The organism is Micromonospora sp. NPDC048843 (genome assembly GCF_040649965.1).
GTDB classification, from domain to species: domain Bacteria; phylum Actinomycetota; class Actinomycetes; order Mycobacteriales; family Micromonosporaceae; genus Micromonospora; species Micromonospora hortensis.
This window is the reverse complement of record NZ_JBEZGJ010000005.1, coordinates 69,740-87,132: the sequence shown is the minus strand read 5'-3', so window position 1 is coordinate 87,132 and position 17,393 is coordinate 69,740. Positions and strand designations below refer to the sequence as shown.

19 protein-coding genes and 1 riboswitch are annotated in these 17,393 nt (G+C 72.2%); of the genes, 11 read left to right on the top strand and 8 right to left on the bottom strand.

Features of this window, described 5'->3' with window-relative positions; translation table 11 throughout:
• Positions 1-17 precede the first annotated feature (17 nt).
• Together AB0C20_RS02595 and AB0C20_RS02590 are read left to right on the top strand one after the other, a co-directional pair.
• Complete coding sequence (locus AB0C20_RS02595) at positions 18-326, top strand: WXG100 family type VII secretion target (protein ID WP_030329557.1); 309 nt, start codon at positions 18-20, stop codon at positions 324-326.
• Positions 327-351: 25 nt separating this feature from the next.
• Positions 352-630 carry a WXG100 family type VII secretion target gene (locus AB0C20_RS02590; protein ID WP_030329555.1) on the top strand — a complete coding sequence of 93 codons (279 nt, stop codon included), beginning with the start codon at positions 352-354 and terminating at the stop codon, positions 628-630.
• Between the two features lie 86 nt (positions 631-716).
• Here the strand turns inward: AB0C20_RS02590 and mycP are convergent, their stop codons facing one another.
• Together mycP and AB0C20_RS02580 are read right to left on the bottom strand one after the other, a co-directional pair.
• Entirely contained in the window at positions 717-1,946 is a 1,230-nt protein-coding gene (gene mycP, locus AB0C20_RS02585) for a type VII secretion-associated serine protease mycosin (protein ID WP_357189147.1), read from the bottom strand.
• Positions 1,947-1,996: 50 nt separating this feature from the next.
• Positions 1,997-2,332 (bottom strand): MarR family winged helix-turn-helix transcriptional regulator, encoded by a 336-nt coding sequence (locus AB0C20_RS02580; protein WP_266303812.1) that lies wholly within the window; start codon positions 2,330-2,332, stop codon positions 1,997-1,999.
• A 227-nt stretch (positions 2,333-2,559) separates the two neighbouring features.
• Here AB0C20_RS02580 and AB0C20_RS02575 point away from each other — a divergent pair, with 227 nt between their 5' ends.
• Positions 2,560-3,297, top strand: a complete 738-nt coding sequence (locus tag AB0C20_RS02575; protein ID WP_357567085.1) for a carbonic anhydrase — start codon at positions 2,560-2,562, stop codon at positions 3,295-3,297.
• Between the two features lie 56 nt (positions 3,298-3,353).
• Here AB0C20_RS02575 and AB0C20_RS02570 read toward each other — a convergent pair whose 3' ends face one another.
• The gene (locus tag AB0C20_RS02570; RefSeq protein WP_357189151.1) at positions 3,354-4,373 is read right to left on the bottom strand and encodes a hypothetical protein; all 1,020 of its coding nucleotides are present in this window, start codon (positions 4,371-4,373) and stop codon (positions 3,354-3,356) included.
• A 4-nt stretch (positions 4,374-4,377) separates the two neighbouring features.
• Positions 4,378-4,508, bottom strand: a riboswitch (cyclic di-AMP (ydaO/yuaA leader).
• 166 nt (positions 4,509-4,674) lie between these two features.
• The gene (locus AB0C20_RS02565) at positions 4,675-6,045 is read right to left on the bottom strand and encodes a YibE/F family protein (RefSeq protein WP_357567084.1); all 1,371 of its coding nucleotides are present in this window, start codon (positions 6,043-6,045) and stop codon (positions 4,675-4,677) included.
• A 362-nt stretch (positions 6,046-6,407) separates the two neighbouring features.
• On the opposite strand from AB0C20_RS02565, the gene AB0C20_RS02560 reads away from it, so the two are divergent.
• The gene (locus AB0C20_RS02560) at positions 6,408-8,435 is read left to right on the top strand and encodes a heavy metal translocating P-type ATPase (protein ID WP_357567083.1); all 2,028 of its coding nucleotides are present in this window, start codon (positions 6,408-6,410) and stop codon (positions 8,433-8,435) included.
• Between the two features lie 6 nt (positions 8,436-8,441).
• On the opposite strand, the gene AB0C20_RS02555 is transcribed toward AB0C20_RS02560, so the two are convergent.
• A complete protein-coding gene (locus AB0C20_RS02555; protein WP_030329541.1) occupies positions 8,442-8,738 on the bottom strand; it encodes a metal-sensitive transcriptional regulator in 297 nt (98 codons plus the stop codon).
• Positions 8,739-8,831: 93 nt separating this feature from the next.
• On the opposite strand from AB0C20_RS02555, the gene AB0C20_RS02550 reads away from it, so the two are divergent.
• The 7 genes from AB0C20_RS02550 (at position 8,832) to AB0C20_RS02520 (ending at position 14,873) form a co-directional block, all read left to right on the top strand.
• On the top strand, positions 8,832-9,041 hold the full coding sequence (locus tag AB0C20_RS02550; protein WP_357189157.1) for a copper ion binding protein: 210 nt from the start codon (positions 8,832-8,834) through the stop codon (positions 9,039-9,041).
• Positions 9,042-9,054: 13 nt separating this feature from the next.
• Positions 9,055-10,005, top strand: a complete 951-nt coding sequence (locus AB0C20_RS02545) for a hypothetical protein (protein ID WP_357567082.1) — start codon at positions 9,055-9,057, stop codon at positions 10,003-10,005.
• A gap of 12 nt (positions 10,006-10,017) precedes the next feature.
• A complete protein-coding gene (locus tag AB0C20_RS02540; protein WP_357567081.1) occupies positions 10,018-12,264 on the top strand; it encodes a heavy metal translocating P-type ATPase in 2,247 nt (748 codons plus the stop codon).
• A gap of 74 nt (positions 12,265-12,338) precedes the next feature.
• On the top strand, positions 12,339-12,512 hold the full coding sequence (locus AB0C20_RS02535; RefSeq protein WP_357567080.1) for a CsbD family protein: 174 nt from the start codon (positions 12,339-12,341) through the stop codon (positions 12,510-12,512).
• Between the two features lie 163 nt (positions 12,513-12,675).
• On the top strand, positions 12,676-13,023 hold the full coding sequence (locus AB0C20_RS02530) for a helix-turn-helix domain-containing protein (protein WP_357189163.1): 348 nt from the start codon (positions 12,676-12,678) through the stop codon (positions 13,021-13,023).
• On the top strand, positions 13,020-13,289 hold the full coding sequence (locus AB0C20_RS02525) for a hypothetical protein (RefSeq protein ID WP_357189165.1): 270 nt from the start codon (positions 13,020-13,022) through the stop codon (positions 13,287-13,289). The genes AB0C20_RS02530 and AB0C20_RS02525 overlap by 4 nt, the downstream gene beginning before the upstream one ends.
• A 123-nt stretch (positions 13,290-13,412) precedes the next feature.
• Entirely contained in the window at positions 13,413-14,873 is a 1,461-nt protein-coding gene (locus tag AB0C20_RS02520; RefSeq protein WP_357567079.1) for an alpha/beta hydrolase, read from the top strand.
• Between the two features lie 47 nt (positions 14,874-14,920).
• Here AB0C20_RS02520 and AB0C20_RS02515 read toward each other — a convergent pair whose 3' ends face one another.
• The 3 genes from AB0C20_RS02515 to AB0C20_RS02505 form a co-directional block, all read right to left on the bottom strand.
• Complete coding sequence (locus AB0C20_RS02515) at positions 14,921-15,598, bottom strand: class I SAM-dependent methyltransferase (RefSeq protein WP_357567077.1); 678 nt, start codon at positions 15,596-15,598, stop codon at positions 14,921-14,923.
• Positions 15,599-15,689: 91 nt separating this feature from the next.
• Positions 15,690-16,943: a DUF6596 domain-containing protein gene (locus tag AB0C20_RS02510; RefSeq protein ID WP_357189171.1), complete on the bottom strand. Its 1,254-nt coding sequence runs from the start codon at positions 16,941-16,943 to the stop codon at positions 15,690-15,692.
• Positions 16,940-17,296 (bottom strand): YciI family protein, encoded by a 357-nt coding sequence (locus AB0C20_RS02505; RefSeq protein ID WP_357189185.1) that lies wholly within the window; start codon positions 17,294-17,296, stop codon positions 16,940-16,942. Before AB0C20_RS02505 ends, AB0C20_RS02510 begins: the two co-directional genes overlap by 4 nt.
• Positions 17,297-17,393: the final 97 nt, after the last annotated feature.

Here is a 17,393-nt window from a genome sequence, read left to right as displayed (position 1 = left end):
ACGGAAGGGTGTGAAGCATGGCGTTCGAGGTCGAAGCTGCGACTCTGCATACCGCCGCGAGTGACGTGCGGTCCACGCGCAGCGAGGTCGACGGCGAGCTGAAGAAGCTGTGGAACGTCGTCGATGACCTGGCCATCGCGTGGAAGGGTCAGGCGTCCACGGGCTTCCAGTCGCTGATGACGCGCTGGAACGAGGACACCGTCAAACTGCTGACGGCGATGGACAGCATCGCTGACCTGCTCGACAAGTCGGGTACGACGCACCAGGTCAACGACGAAGAGCAGCAGCAGATGCTGGACAAGTTCCACTCTGCTCTCAACCCGTGATCCGTAGCCGGCAGAGGAGGAAATCGTGACGATCAAAGTTGACTATGCGGTCCTCGAGAGCAGCAACCAGCAGATGCAGGCCATCTCGAAGACCCTCGAGGAAAAGCTTGACACGCTGCGGTCGATGCTGACCAAGCTGCACTGGGACGGCGAGGACCGGGTTGCCTACGAGCAGCACCAGGCGAAGTGGGACGCGGCGGTCCGGGACATCAACCGGATCCTGAACGAGATCGGCGGTGCCGTGGGCATCGCCCGCGAAAACTACCTCACCACGGAGATGAGCAACTCCAAGGTGTGGAGCTGAGGCATTCGCACGAGCGGCTCCGGTCCGGTTCGCCCGGCCCGGAGCCGCTTTGTGTTGGGCGTCGGCGCTGGGCTGCGGTGTGCCGCTCAGTCGGCGGTTGGCGCGTCGGTGCGTCGGCCGGGGCGCCAGTCGCGTCGGCGGCCGAGGGCCATGATCGGTCGCGCTACCAGCAGCAACACGGCGAGTAGCCCGCCGATGACCGCCGCCCAGATCGCGGCGGGGCGCTGCCAGCTCAGCGGGTCGTCCCGCACGGCGGGCGCCGGGAGCGCGCCGGCCGGCGGGTTCGCCCTGGTGCCGAGCAGGCTCGACACTGCCCGGTACGGGTTGACCATCCCGTACCCGATGTCGGCGTTCTGACCCTCGGGTGGGTTGTCCGCGGTACGTTTCACCCGATCCGCGACCTGCTGCGGGTCGAGACTCGGGTAGGCGGCCCGGACCAGCGCGGCCACTCCCGACACGTACGCGGCGGCGTAGCTGGTGCCGCCCTCCGGCACGGTGCGGTAGCCGCTGTTTCCGGGCGCCGGCCCGACGATGTTCATCCCGGGTGCGGCGATGTCGACGTAGTCGCCGCTGATCGAGGTGCCGACGTGGCCGCCCTGCTCGTCCACACCGCCCACCGCGATCACGCCGGGGTACGCGGCCGGGTAACCCGGCAGGTTCTGCGAATCTTCCGACCGGTTGCCCGCGGCGGCGACCAGCACCACCCCCTTGGCCAGCGCGCGCTCGACGGCCTCCGTCAGTTCGGGGCGGGGGATCGTGGTCAGGGACAGGTTGATCACGTCGGCGCCCTGCGCGACCGCCCAGTCGATGGCCGCGGCGATCTGCGCGGGGAGTTGCGGGTTGTTGACCGCGCCGAGCTGCGGCAGAACCCGGATCGGCAGGATGCGGGCGGCCGGGGCGATGCCGCTGAAGGGGACGACAGTGCCCTCCCGGCCCGCGATGATGCCGGCGATCAGCGTGCCGTGCCCGGCCTCGTCGCACTGGCCCTGCCGGGCCGGCAGGCCGTTGAAGTCGCGACCCTCGAGCACCTGCCCCTTGAGGAGCGGGTGGGCGGCGGAGACTCCGGAGTCGATCACGGCAACCGTGATCCCGGCGCCCCGGGACAGCGGCCAGGCCGAGGACGGCTCCAGCCGGCGCAGCGCCCACGGCATCTGGGTCAGGCTGTCGGTGCCGGTGGGACCGCAGAGGGGCGGCGCGGCGGTCGCGGGGGAGGGTGCCACCAGGCCGGCGCCGAGCAGGACCGCCAGCGTTCCACTGAGGACGCCGCGAAGGGCACGGCGGGACGGGGTCGCGCTCAACGGCGGGCATTCGCGCACCCGCAAAGGTTACCGCCGTGACCGTCGGTCAGCGGCCCCGGTGACCGGGGTCAGGCCCGGGGCTCCGCCTTCGCTGTGGGAACGTCGGCGAACAGCGCGAGCAGGTCGCCGACCTGCCGGTCGGCCTCGGCGGGGTGCCGGAACCGGCCGGCCGGGTTGAGGGTGTATTCGTTGCGGCGCCCGACCCTGGTGCGGTGCAGGTAACCGCCTGCCTCCAGGTCGGCGACGATCGCCTGCGCGGCCCGTTCGGTCACCCCGACCTCGGCCGCGACGTCGCGTAGCCGGGCGGTCGGGTCGCGGGCGATGGCCAGCAGCACGTGCCCGTGGTTGGTGAGGAACGTCCAGTTCCGCCCGCCGCCGGTGTCGTCCGTCACCGTGCTCGCCATCGTGTGACCGCCTTTCCGGATGTCCGCCTGCCCTCGCGAGAGTCTGGTCCGCGCTGCCCTGGGAAGGTTGCCCAGGGGGTGGCCGGAGTCAACGTATGAAATCTAAATCACGCATACCTTGACGCATCTTACGGTGCGTGTGACGGTGGAACACGAGCCAGCGCCCGCCCGCCCGGCCGGCGGAAAGCCGGCTTGACCAGGCCAGATGCGTCGAGACGAGGTGCGGGATGAGTCATACCGGGAGCTCCGGAGGTCAGCCGAGTCCGCAGCGGACCACCGACCGAGCCACCGCGCTCAGCGAGCCGACCCGGGCGTACGCCGAGCTGGTCGCCGGCAACCGGCGCTTCGTCGATGGCGCCCCACGCCACCCCAACCAGGATGCCGGGCACCGGGCCGCCGTGGCCGACGGGCAACACCCGTTCGCGGTGATCGTCGGCTGTTCCGACTCGCGGCTCGCTGCCGAGATCATCTTCGACCGGGGTCTGGGCGACCTGTTCGTGGTTCGCACCGCCGGGCACACCGCCGGCCCCGAGGTGCTCGGCAGCGTCGAGTACGCGGTGACAGTGCTCGGCACCCCGCTGGTGGTGGTGCTTGGCCACGACTCGTGCGGTGCGGTGCAGGCCGCCCGGGAGTCCGCCGCGACCGGAACCGCGCCGAGCGGTCATCTGCGCGCTGTGGTCGACGCCGTGCTGCCCAGCCTGCGCCGCGCCGAGGCCGAGGGCGTGGACGACATCGACGGCATCGTCGACATCCACATCGCCCAGACCGTCGAGACGTTGCTCGGGCAGTCTCCCGTGCTGGCCGACGAGGTGGCGCGGGGGCGGTGCGCGGTGGTGGGGGTGTCCTACCGGCTGGCCGCCGGAGCGGTGCGCCCGGTGGCCGCCGTGCCAGCCGGCTTCGCGACGTTGGCGACAGCGGCCGGATCGCCCGAGTCGACCGACCCGGCCGCGCCTGCCACAGTCTGACGCGACGAGGGCCGCCCCGCGTCACGCGGAACGGCCCTCGACGGGAATCGTGCGGGTCAGAGCAGCGACATGTGGACGTGGTCGGTGTGGTTCGACGGCCCGCTGTACGAACTCCAGCCGGTGGCCGGGAACCAGATCTGCCGGTTCCAGATCACGTAGTAGATGCCGAGCCGGTCGGCGTTACGGATGAGGAACGCGGCGACGTTGTTGCCGTACGTCCGGGTGTCGTTGTTGTGCCACGGGGAGAACCCGCTCTTCTGCAGCGACCAGTCGCAGGCGCGGCCCTTCGGGTGCTCCCACGGCCCACCGGGGCGGTAGCAGCCGACGAACCGGTTGAAGCCGGCCGCCTTGACCTCCTTGTACGCGTGCAGCGTGCGCGGCGTGACGCAGCCGGACGTGGTGGGGTCCTTCTCGCTGCACGACTGCGGCTTCCAGTCACCGTCGGCCGTGCGACCCGGGCCGATCTTCGCGACCTTGGAGGTGGCGTCCACCAGGCCGCCGGTGAAGCCCTTCCCGCCCACGAGGGAGAGCGCCTTGTCGGCCTCGCTCTTGCGCTTCGCCATCAGGGCCGTCTGCTTCTGCTGCTCCCGAACCTCGGTGTCGAGGGCCAGCTTGGCCTGCTCGGCGCGGGCCTTCACCTCGTTGACCTCGGAGAGCTTCTTCTCGTTGACCATGTTCATCTCGTCGAGCAGCCCGGCGCGCTGGACGAACGAGTCGGGAGCGTCGCTCTCCAGCAGCATCGCGACCGCGCCGATCCGGCCGGTCCGGTACGCCTGGGCGGCGATCTGCCCGACCTGCGGGGCCAACGCGTCCAGGTCGGCCTTGGCCCGGTTGACCTCCGCGGCCAACTCGCCCTGCCGCTTCTTGGATTTGTCCAGCTTGGACTTTGCGGCGGAGTAGTCGCGGTTGGCCTGCTCGATGACGTCGTTGAGCAGCTTGGGCTCGCCGTCCTCCTCGTGCCCGGACGGTGTGGGGTTCGTCGGGGCGGCGTGCGCCGGCAGCGGCCCGGCGAGCACTGTCAGTGCGGCGATCACGGCCACCACGGGTGTCAACCAGCGGCGTAGGGGTGCCGTCACAATGTTCCCTTCCGTCGACCGCCGACCGGGTTAGCTGACGGGTTCGGGGCGGAAGTGGCCCCTACCGCTGACGCGGATTCACCCCAGGTACCTGGGTCCCCGGCTCGCCGGTTGGCGATTGGGCGGTGGCACCGCAGGCGCCGCTTCGCGCCTTCATCGGTGACCGGCAGCGAGGTTACCCGAGAGTCGACCGGCTGAGCTACGCCTGGATGCCGACCAAAAGCGTCATTTCGCCATTGCGTTGAGTGACCAGTGACGCGGTTCTCAGGGTGGATGCCCGATCTGGTCACGCTGAGGAGTGTCACCATGCCGTATCAGTGCTCCTGTTCGACTCCGGCCACCGGTCGGTGGCCTCGGATGGGGGTGCGGTCCGCGTCCGGTCCGGCTCGTCGGAGCCGGCCGTTCGCGGTGAGCTGAGTGCGGCCAGAGCCTCGCTGCGGTCCGGCTGGGGCCGGGGCGCGGGAGCGCCGGTGGACGGCGTGGCACCGCCGCGCCCGGCGGCGGTCACCACCGCTGCCAGCCCGGTGGTCAACGGCACGGCGGCGATCAGACCGAGGGTGGCGACCGCGCTGCGGACGATCTCCTGCGCGAGGAACTCACTGGTGAGGATCTGCCCGATCGGCCGCGAGTCGGCGGTCAGCAGGAGCAGCAGCGGCAGTGACGCGCCCGCGTACGCCAGCACGATGGTGTTGACAGTGGAGGCGATGTGCGCGCGGCCGACCCGGGTGGCGGCACGGTACAGCTGCAACCGGGACAGCCCGGGGTTGGCGTTCGCCAGTTCGGTGACGGTGGCTGCCTGAGTGACAGTCACGTCGTCGAGCACGCCGAGTGATCCGATGATGATCCCGGCGAGCAGCAGACCGTGCAGGTCCACGTCGCCCTGGAACATCGACAGGGTGGTGGCGTCCTCGCTGCCGAAGCCGGTGAGGTGGGTCGCGGCCGTGGCGATGGTGGCGAGCACGCCGGTCAGCACCAGGCTGCCCAGTGTGCCGAGCACCGCTACCGAGGTCTGTGCGGTGACCCCGTGGGTCAGATAGAGCACCACGAACATGATCAGGGCCGCGCCGACCACCGCCACCAGCAGCGGTGACCTGCCCGCGCTGATGCCCGGCAGCACGAAGGTGAGCAGGATGGCGAAGCTGGCGGCCAGCCCGGCGAGCGCGGCCAGACCTCGCCACCGGCCGAACGCGACGATCGCGGCCGCGAAGACCACCGCCAGCCACACCATCGGGGTGCCGCGTTGGTGCTCGGCGATGTTCCAGTTGCTGACGGCGGGATCGATCGGATCGGCCAGCTCGACCAGGACGACCTCGTCGCCGACCTCGACCCGGGGCGCGCCCGGCCCGTCCGGCACCGGTGTCCGTACCTGCTGGCCGGCGGTCGGCCCGTCGTCCACCCGGACGTCGACAGTGCCGCACCGCCCGTCGCCGACCCTTGGTGTGCCCTCCGGAACCGACGGCGCCGGCGGGCACGGCTCGCTCACCACCCGGGTGACAGTCCCGGGGTAGCGCGGCACGTCCGCACCACCATCGGTCTGTGGTGACCCGCCGCGAGGCCAGAGCAGCACCGCGGCCAGCACTGTGGCGACGAAGAGAGGTACCACAGTCACGACGAGTATCCGTCGCACCCGTGGTGGGGCGGACGGAGCGGGGTGAGTGTGGTCGGCGGCCAAGGCGAGACTCCCAACGATCCGGTGCGGGATACGGGTCAGCGGGCCGGGCGGTTCACCGTTGCGGTGGAAACGCGGCGGACGGCGGGGCGGATCGCTGCCTGGCGACCGCTTGATCACAGACGGTCAGTGCTCGGCCCGGTCGGCCGGGGGCGACGCCACGACGTGGCGGCGCCGGTGCCCGACTGTGCGGCGGCATACGGAGAGCCATCGTGGGAGATGCTAGCCAGCCCTCCTGGGGGTTGCAGGTCGTGGCGGAGTGTCGGGCGGCCGAACCGCTCGCGTGGCGGTCTCCGGGGCGGCATGTTGGAGCCATGCCCGCTCCGTCACCGCCCGACCCCGATCGCCAGCGACGCGCCGGACCCATGCCGCACGAGAAACACGCCGGGCACGCCGCGCACGACAAGCACGCCGGGCACGATCCGGCGATGTTCCGCCGCCGGTTCTGGGTCTGCCTGGTGTTGACCATCCCGGTGGTGCTGACGAGTCGTCTCGTGTCGGATCAGCTGGGCCTGTCCGGGAACGACGTCCCCGGTCGGGCCTGGGTGGGGCCGGTGCTCGGCTCGGTGGTGTTCTGGTGGGGCGGTTGGCCGTTCCTGGTTGGTGCGGTTCGGGAGGTGCGGGACCGGGCGCCCGGGATGATGCTGCTGGTCGCGATGGCGATCACCGTCGCGTACGCCGCGTCGCTGGCGACCAGCGTCGGCGCCTTCGACCTGGACTTCTGGTGGGAGTTGGCCGCGCTGGTCACCATCATGCTGCTCGGGCACTGGCAGGAGATGAAGGCCATCGGGCAGGCCCGGGGAGCGCTGGCGGCGCTGGCCGCGCTGTTGCCGGACGACGCCGAACGGGTGGCGGCGGACGGGCGGGTCGAGGAGGTGCCGGTGACCGGTCTGCGGATCGGCGACGTGGTGCTGGTCCGGCCGGGGGGTCGGGTGCCGGCGGACGGCAGGGTCGTCGAGGGCCGCGCCGAGCTGGACGAGTCGATGATCACCGGGGAGTCACGGCCGGTCGCCCGGTCGACGGGCGACCGGGTGGTGGCCGGCACCGTCGCCACCGACTCGGCGATCCGGGTGCGCGTCGAGGCGTTGGGTGAGCAGACCGCCCTCGCTGGCATCCAGCGCATGGTCGCGCAGGCCCAGGCTTCCGGTGGGCGAGCCCAACTGTTGGCCGATCGGTTCGCGGCCGCGCTGTTCTACCTGGCCACCGGCACCGCCGTGCTGACGGTGCTGGTCTGGACCGCGCTCGGTCAGCCGGACGAGGCGGTGGTCCGTGCGGTCACCGTCCTGGTGATCGCCTGCCCGCACGCGCTGGGTCTCGCCATCCCGTTGGTCGTCGCGCTCTCCACGGCGCTCGCCGCTCGGTCCGGGATTCTGGTCAAGGACCGGTTGGCCCTGGAGCGGATGCGGACTGTCGGCGCGGTGCTCTTCGACAAGACCGGCACGCTGACCCGGGGCGAGCACGGGGTGACCGATCTGGTGACGGCGTCCGGCGTCGAGCGGGACGAGCTGCTGCGGATCACGGCCGGTGTCGAGTCGGAGAGCGAACATCCGTTGGCCCGGGCGATAGTGGCGGCGGCAGGCCGGGCCGGCCCGGCCCGGGCGGCCGGGTTCCGGTCGTTGCCGGGCCGCGGTGTGCAGGCGACGATCGACGGTACGGAGTATGCGGTGGGCGGGCCGGCGCTGCTGCGCGAGCTGGGCCTTTCGGTCCCGGCGGAGCTGGAGGCGGCGACCGGGCGGTGGTCGGCGCGGGGTGCCGCGGTGTTGCACCTGGTGCGGCTACCGGACGCCGTGCTCGGTGCGTTCGCGTTGACCGACGAGGTGCGTCCGGAGGCCCGGCGTGCCGTCGACGAGCTGCGAGCCGAGGGTGTCCGCACCATCGCCATGATCACTGGTGACGCTCGGTCGGTGGCCGAGGCGGTCGCGGCCGACCTCGGCTTCCGACCTGGCGTCGACGAGGTCTTCGCCGAGGTGCTGCCGGCGGAGAAGGACGATCGGGTGGCCGAGCTGCAGCGGCGGGGGTTGGTGGTGGCGATGGTCGGTGACGGGGTGAACGACGCTCCGGCGCTGGCCCGGGCGGACGTGGGCATCGCGATCGGCGCGGGCACGGATGTGGCAATCGAGTCCGCCGGTGTGGTGTTGGCATCCTCGGACCCGCGTGGGGTGGCGGCCGTGGTCCGGCTGTCCCGGGCGTCGTACCGGAAGATGCGACAGAACCTGGCCTGGGCGGCCGGCTACAACGTGGTGGCGCTGCCGCTGGCCGCCGGGGTGCTGGCCTGGGCCGGCGTGGCGTTGAGCCCGGCGCTGGCCGCGGTGCTGATGTCGGCGTCCACCATCGTGGTGGCGCTCAACGCGCAGTTGCTGCGCCGGGTCCGTCTCGACCCCGCGCCGGACTGAGCGCTGTCAGCCGCGCTTCATCAGCCGGCCGACCGCCGCCATCATCTCGGTGGCCATCTCGTCGGCCCGGCCCTCGGCGGCGCCCTCGTGCATGCAGTGCCGGGCGTGCCCGTCGAGCAGCCCGAGGGCCACCTTGTCGAGGGCGGCCTGGATGGCGGAGATCTGGGTGAGCACGTCGATGCAGTAGCGGTCGTCGTCGACCATCTTCTCGATGCCCCGGACCTGCCCCTCGACGCGGCGGAGCCGCGCGAGCAGCTGATCCTTGCTGGCGGTGTATCCGCGGATCGGGGTGGGTGCCGTCATGTCGACAACGATAGCGTACCCCCAGGGGGTATGGTACGGTCGGTTCTGTTGAGATACCCCCACCGGGTACCGGTACCCCGAAGGAGACGAACGATGGTCGACACGACGTACCAGGTGCAGGGCATGACCTGCGGGCACTGTGTCAGCGCGGTCAGCGCCGAGGTCGGTGCCATCGCGGGCGTGCGTGACGTCAAGGTCGACCTCGAGGCCGGCCGCGTCACCGTCAGCAGCGATCAGCCGCTGGACACCGCGACTGTTCGAGCCGCAGTCGACGAGGCCGGCTACGACCTCGTCGACGCGTGATCGGCGGGCCGGCGTGCGCACCGTGACGAGACTGGCCGGGTTCGCCGTCGGCCTGGCGGCGATCTTCGGCACGACGTACGGGATCGGCCGGGTGGTCGACCGCGCCCCGGTGGTCGAGGGCCGGCACGACGGCGATGCCGCTCCTGCGACGGGCGAGCGGGGCGGGACGGCCGACCGGCTCCCCGGCGGGCTGCTCGTCTCCGAACGCGGCTACACCCTCGAACCGGTCGACGCCCCGGCCGACGAGTTCGCCTTCCGGATCGCCGGCCCGGACGGCCGCCCGGTCACCCGGTACGACGTGGCGCACGACAAGCAGATGCACCTGATCGTCGCCCGTCGGGACCTCTCCGGCTTCCGTCACGTCCACCCCGAGCTGGCCCCGGACGGCACCTGGCGGGTCGACACCCCGCTGGCCGGCCCCGGGCAGTGGCGGGCGTTCGCGGACTTCGCCCCGACCGGGGGTGAGCCGCTGACCCTCGGCGTGGACGTGACAGTCCCCGGCGAGTTGACCGAACGGCCGCTGCCCGCCCCGGCGACCAGCACCACAGTCGACGGCTACACGGTCACACTGACCGGCACGCCGCAGCCCGGCCGCACGTCGCCGCTGACACTGACCGTCAGCCGGGACGGGCAGCCGGTCACCGACCTGGAGCCCTACCTGGGCGCGTACGGGCACCTCGTGGCACTACGTCGGGGTGATCTGGCGTACCTGCACGTGCACCCGGACGGGACGCCAGGCGATGGGCGCACCCGGCCCGGTCCGGCCGTCACCTTCCTCGCGGAGGTGCCCTCGGCCGGCAGCTACCGGCTCTACCTCGACTTCCAACACGGCGGGCGGGTGCACACCGCCGAGTTCACAGTGGTGACCGGCGGTGCCCCGACCGGAGCAGCAGCCCCCACCCCGAGCGGGCCCGCACCGACCGGCGGGGCCGACCACGGCACCCCCGGGCACGGACACAACTGACGGGACCAGACGATGACCACCACCAGCAGACCGCTGCCCGAGGCGCCGAACCGGATCGAACTGGCTATCGGCGGGATGACCTGCGCCGCGTGCGCCGCCCGGATCGAGAAGAAGCTCAACCGGATGGACGGTGTGAGCGCCACCGTCAACTACGCCACCGAGAAGGCGACCGTCCGGTACGCCGACGGCGTCACGCCTGACGACCTGATCGGGACGGTGCAGAAGACCGGTTACACGGCGGCGCTGCCGGCCCCGCCCAGCGCCGAACCCCCGGTGGACCCGCTGCGGGGGCCGCGTACCCGGCTCTGGGTGTCGGTGGCCCTGAGCGTGCCGGTGGTCCTGCTGGCCATGGTCCCGGCCTGGCAGTTCGACTACTGGCAGTGGTTGTCGCTGACCCTGGCCGCCCCGGTGGTGGTCTGGGGTGGGCTGCCGTTCCACCGGGCCGCCTGGACCAACCTGCGGCACGGCGCGGCCACCATGGACACCCTGGTGTCGCTCGGCACCCTGGCCGCGTTCGGCTGGTCGCTCTGGGCGCTCTTCCTCGGTGACGCGGGGATGCCCGGCATGACGCACCCGTTCCGCTTCGACATCACCCGGACCGACGGCGCCGGCAACATCTACCTGGAGGCGGCCGCCGGGGTCACAGTGTTCATCCTGGCCGGCCGCTACTTCGAGGCCCGGTCCAAGCGGACCGCCGGCGCCGCCCTACGCGCCCTGCTCGACCTCGGCGCCAAGGACGTGACGGTGCTGCGTGACGGCGTGGAGACCCTGATCCCCGTGGACCGGCTCGCCGTCGGTGACCGGTTCGTGGTCCGCCCCGGGGAGAAGATCGCCACCGACGGGGTGGTGGACGAGGGCACCTCCGCTGTCGACGCCAGCATGCTCACCGGTGAGTCGGTGCCGGTCGAGGTCGCTCCGGGTGACGGCGTGGTCGGCGCCACGATCAACGCGGGTGGGCGGCTGATCGTCACTGCCACCCGGGTCGGCACTGACACCCAGCTCGCCCGGATGGCCGACCTGGTGGAGCAGGCGCAGAGCGGCAAGGCGGCAGTGCAGCGGTTGGCGGACCGGATCTCCGGGGTCTTCGTGCCGATCGTCATCACCCTCGCCGTCGGCACGCTCGGCTGGTGGCTCGGCACCGGGGCCGGCCCGACCGCCGCGTTCACCGCCGCCGTGGCCGTGCTGATCATCGCCTGTCCGTGCGCGCTCGGCCTGGCCACCCCGACCGCGCTGCTGGTCGGCACCGGTCGGGGCGCCCAGCTCGGCGTGCTGATCAAGGGCCCGGAGGTGCTGGAGTCGACCCGCCGGGTGGACACCGTGGTGCTCGACAAGACCGGCACCGTGACGACCGGCCGGATGACGGTGGTGGACGTGGTGCCGGCGAGCGGTGTGGACCGGGCCGAGCTGCTTCGGCTCGCCGGGGCGGTGGAGGCCGCCTCCGAGCACCCGATCGCCCGTGCCGTAGCCGCCGCTGCCAGCGACGCGGGCGCGCTGCTCCCGGTGACCGCCTTCGGCAACCTCGAAGGGCTCGGGGTGACCGGCACTGTCGACGGGCGGGCCGTGCTGGTAGGCCGGGTCCGGCTGCTGCGCGAGCACGAGTTCGACGTACCGCCGGAGGTCGAGTGGGCAGTGCGCGACGCCGAGGCGGCCGGTCGTACGGCGATCGTCGCCGGTTGGGACGGGCGGGCCCGGGGCGTGCTCGCTGTCTCCGACGTGGTCCGGCCGACCAGCCGGGCGGCGGTGGCTCGGCTGCGCGGGCTGGGGCTGACCCCGGTCCTGCTGACCGGGGACAACACCACAGTGGCGCACGCGGTCGCCGCCGAGGTGGGCGTCGACGAGGTGATCGCCGAGGTGCTGCCTGCCGGGAAGGTCGACGTGATCAAGCGGCTCCAGGCCGAGGGACGGTCGGTGGCGATGGTGGGTGACGGGGTCAACGACGCCCCGGCGCTGGCCCAGGCCGACCTGGGCCTGGCCATGGGCACCGGCACCGACGTGGCGATGGAGGCGGCCGACCTCACCCTCGTCCGGGGCGACCTGGACGCCGCGGTGGACGCCATCCGGTTGTCCCGGCGCACGCTCGGCATCATCCGGGGCAACCTGTTCTGGGCGTTCGGCTACAACGTGGCGGCCCTGCCGTTGGCCGCCGCCGGGCTGCTCAACCCGATGATCGCCGGCGCCACGATGGCGCTGTCCTCGGTCTTCGTGGTGGCCAACAGCCTGCGCCTGCGTCGCTTTCGCCCGGCCGCCGCCGATCTGTGACGGGGGTAATGGTTGGACCGGCGACGGCGGGGGTACCTCTGTCGTTGTAGCGACGCTTGCAATGGAGGTTGGCAATGGGATTCGACGACAAGATCAACAACGCCGCCGAGGACGCGACCGGCAAGCTGAAGGAAGGCGCCGGTCGGGCCACCGACAATGAGCAGCTGGAGGCGGAGGGTCGCGCTGACCAGTCCACCGCCAAGCTCAAGCAGGCGGGCGAGAAGATCAAGGACGCCTTCAAGAGCTGACGTACGACGTAACCCGCACGCCGGGCCGGTGATCATCACCGGCCCGGCGTGCTGTGTGTCCGGCCTCTTTCGCCGACCCTGAGATCCCCCTGATTCCGCTTTCGTCCCGCACCGCAGCTCGCCGGCACCTGCTAGCTTTCCTTGGCATGTGCAAGGGCTCGTTATGAGCACCGCCTCACCGCCGACCGGCGACGACCTGGTCCGTGTGCTGGCCACCCTGGCCAACCCGCACCGGCTGCGGGTCGTCGCCGCACTGGCCCGTGAGCGTGCGTACGTCAGCGGGCTGGCCCGGCAACTGGGCATCAGCCGGGCGCTGTTGCAGGTCCACCTACGGAAGCTGGCGGCGGCCGGGCTGGTCACCGCCCGCCTGGAGTTGTCGGAGGACGGGAAGGCCATGAACTACTACGAGGTGGAGCCGTTCGTGCTCACACTCACCCCCGCGATCATCGCGGCCGCCGTCGAGACGCTGACAGTGCCCGACTCGGGCGAGCAGCCGGGAGCACAGCGATGAGCGAGCACGACTGGACCGAGGTGGTCGGCGCGATCGGCATCTTCGCCTTCCTGATCAGCGTGGTCACTGTGACCGTCGTGCAGCTCGCCAAGACCCGCCGGGCCCGGTACGAGGCGGACCGGGCGGACGACTACCGCCGGCTCGCCGAGACGGCCGCTCAGGCCCAGGCGGAGAACGCCCGACTGCTCGCGACCATGGACGGCCGGCTGGGCGGGATGGAGACCCGGATGACAACGCTCGAACGCGTCCTGCGCGAGGTCGACTGACCCGGCGGACGAGAGGCCCCGGGCCGTCGAGCGGCTACTCGACGGCCCGGGTGGAAGCAGCATCACCTCGCCCAGTGGGCGAGTTTCACCGGCAACGCTCCTTCGAGGAGAGGACAGCACCTCATGCTGCGCGTACGCAAATCCGCAGTCGGCTGGGCGGTCGCCCTGGCCCTGACAGCCGCCGGCCTGACTCCGGCGAGCCCGGCCGCCGCCCGACCACAGCCCGCCCCGACGATCGACTGGCGGCCCTGCGCCACTGACACCAGCGCCGAGTGCGGCACCCTGTCGCTGCCGGTGGACTGGCACCGACCCTTGGGCGAGCGCTTCGACCTGTCGCTGGCCCGCCGGGTCGCCGACCCGGCCACCCGGGAAGGCGCGCTGATCTTCGGCCCCGGCGGGCCGGGCGACAGCGGGGTCGACAGGGTGGTGAACGGCAGCTCCCGGTTCAGTGCCGACCTGCGTGCCCGGTTCGACATCGTCAGCTTCGACCCACGCGGCACCGGCGGCAGCCACCCGGTGGTGTGTGCCCGGGACCTGCTCGCCCGGCAACCGCAACTGATCGCCGACCAGGCCCAGTTCGATGCCGTGCTGGCCAACAACGCGCTGCTGCGCGCCGACTGCCGGGCCCGCACCGGGGCGCTCTACGACCACGTCGACACCACCAGCGCCGCCCGCGACCTGGACGCGGTCCGCGCCGCGCTCGGCGAACGGCAGTTGACCTTCCACGGCAGCTCGTACGGCACCCTGCTCGGGCAGCGGTACGCCGAGCTGTACCCCGACCGGGTCCGGGCCATGGTGCTGGAGGCCGCGATGGACCACAGCCTCGGCACCCGCGCCTTCCTGGACACCCAGGCCGTCACCGCTGAGGGCGCGTTCGACGAGTTCCTGGCCTGGTGCGCCCGCTCGGACGGCTGCGTCCTGCGCGGTCGGGACGTTCGGGCCGGCTGGGCCGGGCTGCACGCCCGGGCCGAGCGTGGCTCGCTGACCGACCCGGACCGGGCCGGGGCCGCGCTCGCCCCGTTCGAGTTGAGCCGCCTCGCCCACAAGAAGCTCTACGACACCTGGCGGTGGCCGGAGCTGGCCGAGTGGATCGTCCGACTGGAGGGCACCGCCACCACGCCGAGCGTTCGTCCGCTGACGGACGAGGCCGTGGCTCCGTACCCCTTCGCGGTCTTCTGTCAGGACTGGAGCCTGCCGGTCCGCGACTACAGCGAGTACGCCGGACATCTGCGCAGGACGGCCCGGCTCGCGCCCGACCTGCGCTACCCGCCGGCGCTGTTCGCCCTGGTCACCTGCCTGGGCACCCCGACGCCGGTGGCCAACCCGCAGCATCGGCTACGGATCCACACCGATGTGCCGCTGCTGCTCGCGGCCACAGTGCACGACCCGGCCAGCGGCTACGGCTGGGCGCGCAACGTGGCGCGGCAGTTGGGTCGGCACGGCGCGCTGCTCACCTACCAGGGGTGGGGGCACGGCAGCTACAGCAGCAGTCAGTGCGTGCAACGAGCCGTCGACTCGTACCTGATCGATCAGGTGGTGCCCGCCCGGGGTGCCAGTTGCCCGGCCGTCGAACCCGAGGTGTGACCGCCGCTGCCGGCCGCCGGGACGTCCGACGGTCGGCAGCGGTGTGCTCAGAGGCGTCGGGTGGCGCGGACGACCACGTCGTGCAGCGGCGCCTCCCGGCCCGGCACCGTGCGGCGGTGCTCCTCGGCGGTGATGATCTCCCAGGTGGTGCTGTCCAGGCCGGCGGTGATGTCCGCGAGGGTGACCGATGCCTCGTCCGGCGGGCGGTGCCCGTGTCCGTGCCCGTGTCCGTGCCCGTGTCCGTGCGCGTGCCCGTGCCCTGGCTCGCTGGCGTCCGAGGTGTGCAGATGCCCGACGATCAGGAGGGTGCCGCCGGGGGCCACCCAACCGGCGACGCGGTCGTAGAAGGCCAACTGCGGCATCGCGGGGTGCGCGTAGTGCGTCGTGACCAGGTCGAACCGCGTCTGAGGGGCCCAGGCCGTCAGGTCCGCCTCCACCCACCGCACGCGCTCGGAGACGCCGCTCTCCGCTGCGCGTTCGGCGGCTCGGGCGAGCGCGACGGGTGCGATGTCGACGGCGGTGACCTGCCAGCCGTGGGCGGCGAGTGAGATCGCCTCGGCGCCCGCGCCGCACCCGGCGTCCAGCGCCGAGCCCGGTGCAAGAGCGCCGACCTCCCGGGCCAGGTACGGGTGCGCGGGACTCGTGCTCATCGCGCCGGAACGGTCGTGGTCCTGGTGCCAGTGCCGCTCCCAGTAGTTCTTGTCGAACTCGTGCTGCTCGCTCATCTGTGCCTGCTCCTTCGCGCGTCGCCCCCGACTGTGACCGGCGACCGGGCGACGCGCAAAGATTGTTGCCAAAACGGCAAGACGAGGTGACTCACTCCTGCCCGGTCAGCCGGGCCGCCCGTACCTCCAGGTAGCGCTGCTCGGGCCGGCTCGTGGTGCCCCGCGCCGCCACCAGGTACGCCTCCCGCGCCGCACCGACCTCCCCGGCCAGCTCCAACAGGTGAGCCCGGACGGCGGCCAGCCGGTGGTGCCCGGCCGTGCGTTCGTCGGCGTCCAACGGCGTGAGCAGGGCGAGCCCGGCTCGGGGCCCGTCGACCATGGCCACCGCCACCGCCTGGTTGAGGGTGACCATCGGGTTCGGCGCGATCCGGGCGAGCAGTCGGTAGAGCGCGACGATCTGCCGCCAGTCCGTCTCCGCCGCCGTCGACGCCTCGGCGTGCACGGCGGCGATCGCCGCCTGGAGCTGGTACGGGCCGGGCGGCGACCAGGTCAGCGCCTCGGTGATCAGGGCGACCCCCTCGACGATGGCGGCGGCGTCCCACCGGGAACGGTCCTGCTCGGCGAGGGGCACCAACTCTCCGTCCGGCCCTACCCGGGACGCCCGGTGCGCGTCGGTCAGCAGCATCAGCGCCAGCAGCCCGGTCACCTCGCCGTCGTCGGGCAGCAGCCCGCGCAGGATGCGAGCCAGCCGGATCGCCTCGCCGGTCAACTCGGCCCGGCGAAGGTCCGGGCCACTGGACGCGGTGTAGCCCTCGTTGAAGATCAGGTACAGCACGCGCAGCACCGTTCCGAGCCGCTCGCCCCGCTCGGCCGGCCCGGGCATTGTGAACCGGGCCCCGGCAGCCTCGATCCGCTGCTTGGCCCGCCGGATCCGTTGACTCATCGTCGCCTCGGGCACCAGGTGTGCCCTGGCGATCTGGGCGGTGCTGAGGCCGCCGACCGCCCGCAGTGTGAGCGCTACCTGCGCCGATCCGGGCAGCGCCGGGTGGCAGCAGAGGAACAGCAGCGTGAGGGTGTCGTCGTCGGCCGCAACGGCGGGCTCCGCGTCCGCCGCGGGCGCCACCCCGGCGTACGCCGGCTCGCGCCGCGCCACCGCCACCTCGCGGTCCCGGCGCGCGCTCTCGCTGCGCCACTCGTCGGTGAGCCGACGGGTGGCCACTGTGAGCAACCAGGCGCGGGGATTGTCCGGTACGCCCTGCCCGGGCCACTGCGTCGCGGCGGCGAGCAGCGCCTCCTGGACCGCGTCCTCGCACCTGTCGAACTGTCCGTGCCGACGGACCAGCAGGCCGAGGACCTGAGGCGCGAACGTGCGCAGCAGATCCTCGACCGTCCGGTCCTCGGTCACATCTCCGTCCCGGCCTCGTCCATGATCGGGCGGACCTCCATCGCGCCGCCGTACCGAACGTCCGGCCAGCGGGCGGCGATCTCGGCAGCCCGCTGCGGGGTGTCGCAGTCGACGGCCAGGTAACCGGCGAACTGCTCCTTGCTCTCCATGAACGGGCCGTCGAGGACCTCGGGGCTGCCGTCCACGAGCCGCACCGTCAACGTCTGCGACGGATTGGCCAACGCCTGGCCGCCGATCAGCTCGCCGGTCTCGGTCAGCTCCTTCATGATCTCGTCGACCTCACCGAAGAGGGCGGTGCGCTCCTGCTCGCTCAGCCCCTCGGTGAAGCCGGGCCGGTTCCAGATCAGCAGCATGTACTTCACGGCGATGCTCCTCAGGCTCTGGTCGCACCCCGATCGGGGGGCGACTCACCGAAGGGTCGGAGCCGTTCCCCCGATCCCTACCGCGTAC

Coding starts and splice junctions, on each gene's coding strand:
- AB0C20_RS02595 (WP_030329557.1), top strand. CDS start 18: ATGGCGTTCGAGGTCGAAGCTGCGACTCTGCATACCGCCGCGAGTGAC.
- AB0C20_RS02580 (WP_266303812.1), bottom strand. CDS start 2,332: ATGGCGAGCACGGTGACGGACGACACCGGCGGCGGGCGGAACTGGACG.
- AB0C20_RS02575 (WP_357567085.1), top strand. CDS start 2,560: ATGAGTCATACCGGGAGCTCCGGAGGTCAGCCGAGTCCGCAGCGGACC.
- AB0C20_RS02560 (WP_357567083.1), top strand. CDS start 6,408: ATGCCGCACGAGAAACACGCCGGGCACGCCGCGCACGACAAGCACGCC.
- AB0C20_RS02555 (WP_030329541.1), bottom strand. CDS start 8,738: ATGACGGCACCCACCCCGATCCGCGGATACACCGCCAGCAAGGATCAG.
- AB0C20_RS02550 (WP_357189157.1), top strand. CDS start 8,832: ATGGTCGACACGACGTACCAGGTGCAGGGCATGACCTGCGGGCACTGT.
- AB0C20_RS02540 (WP_357567081.1), top strand. CDS start 10,018: ATGACCACCACCAGCAGACCGCTGCCCGAGGCGCCGAACCGGATCGAA.
- AB0C20_RS02535 (WP_357567080.1), top strand. CDS start 12,339: ATGGGATTCGACGACAAGATCAACAACGCCGCCGAGGACGCGACCGGC.
- AB0C20_RS02530 (WP_357189163.1), top strand. CDS start 12,676: ATGAGCACCGCCTCACCGCCGACCGGCGACGACCTGGTCCGTGTGCTG.
- AB0C20_RS02525 (WP_357189165.1), top strand. CDS start 13,020: ATGAGCGAGCACGACTGGACCGAGGTGGTCGGCGCGATCGGCATCTTC.
- AB0C20_RS02520 (WP_357567079.1), top strand. CDS start 13,413: ATGCTGCGCGTACGCAAATCCGCAGTCGGCTGGGCGGTCGCCCTGGCC.
- AB0C20_RS02515 (WP_357567077.1), bottom strand. CDS start 15,598: ATGAGCGAGCAGCACGAGTTCGACAAGAACTACTGGGAGCGGCACTGG.
- AB0C20_RS02505 (WP_357189185.1), bottom strand. CDS start 17,296: ATGCTGCTGATCTGGAACCGGCCCGGCTTCACCGAGGGGCTGAGCGAG.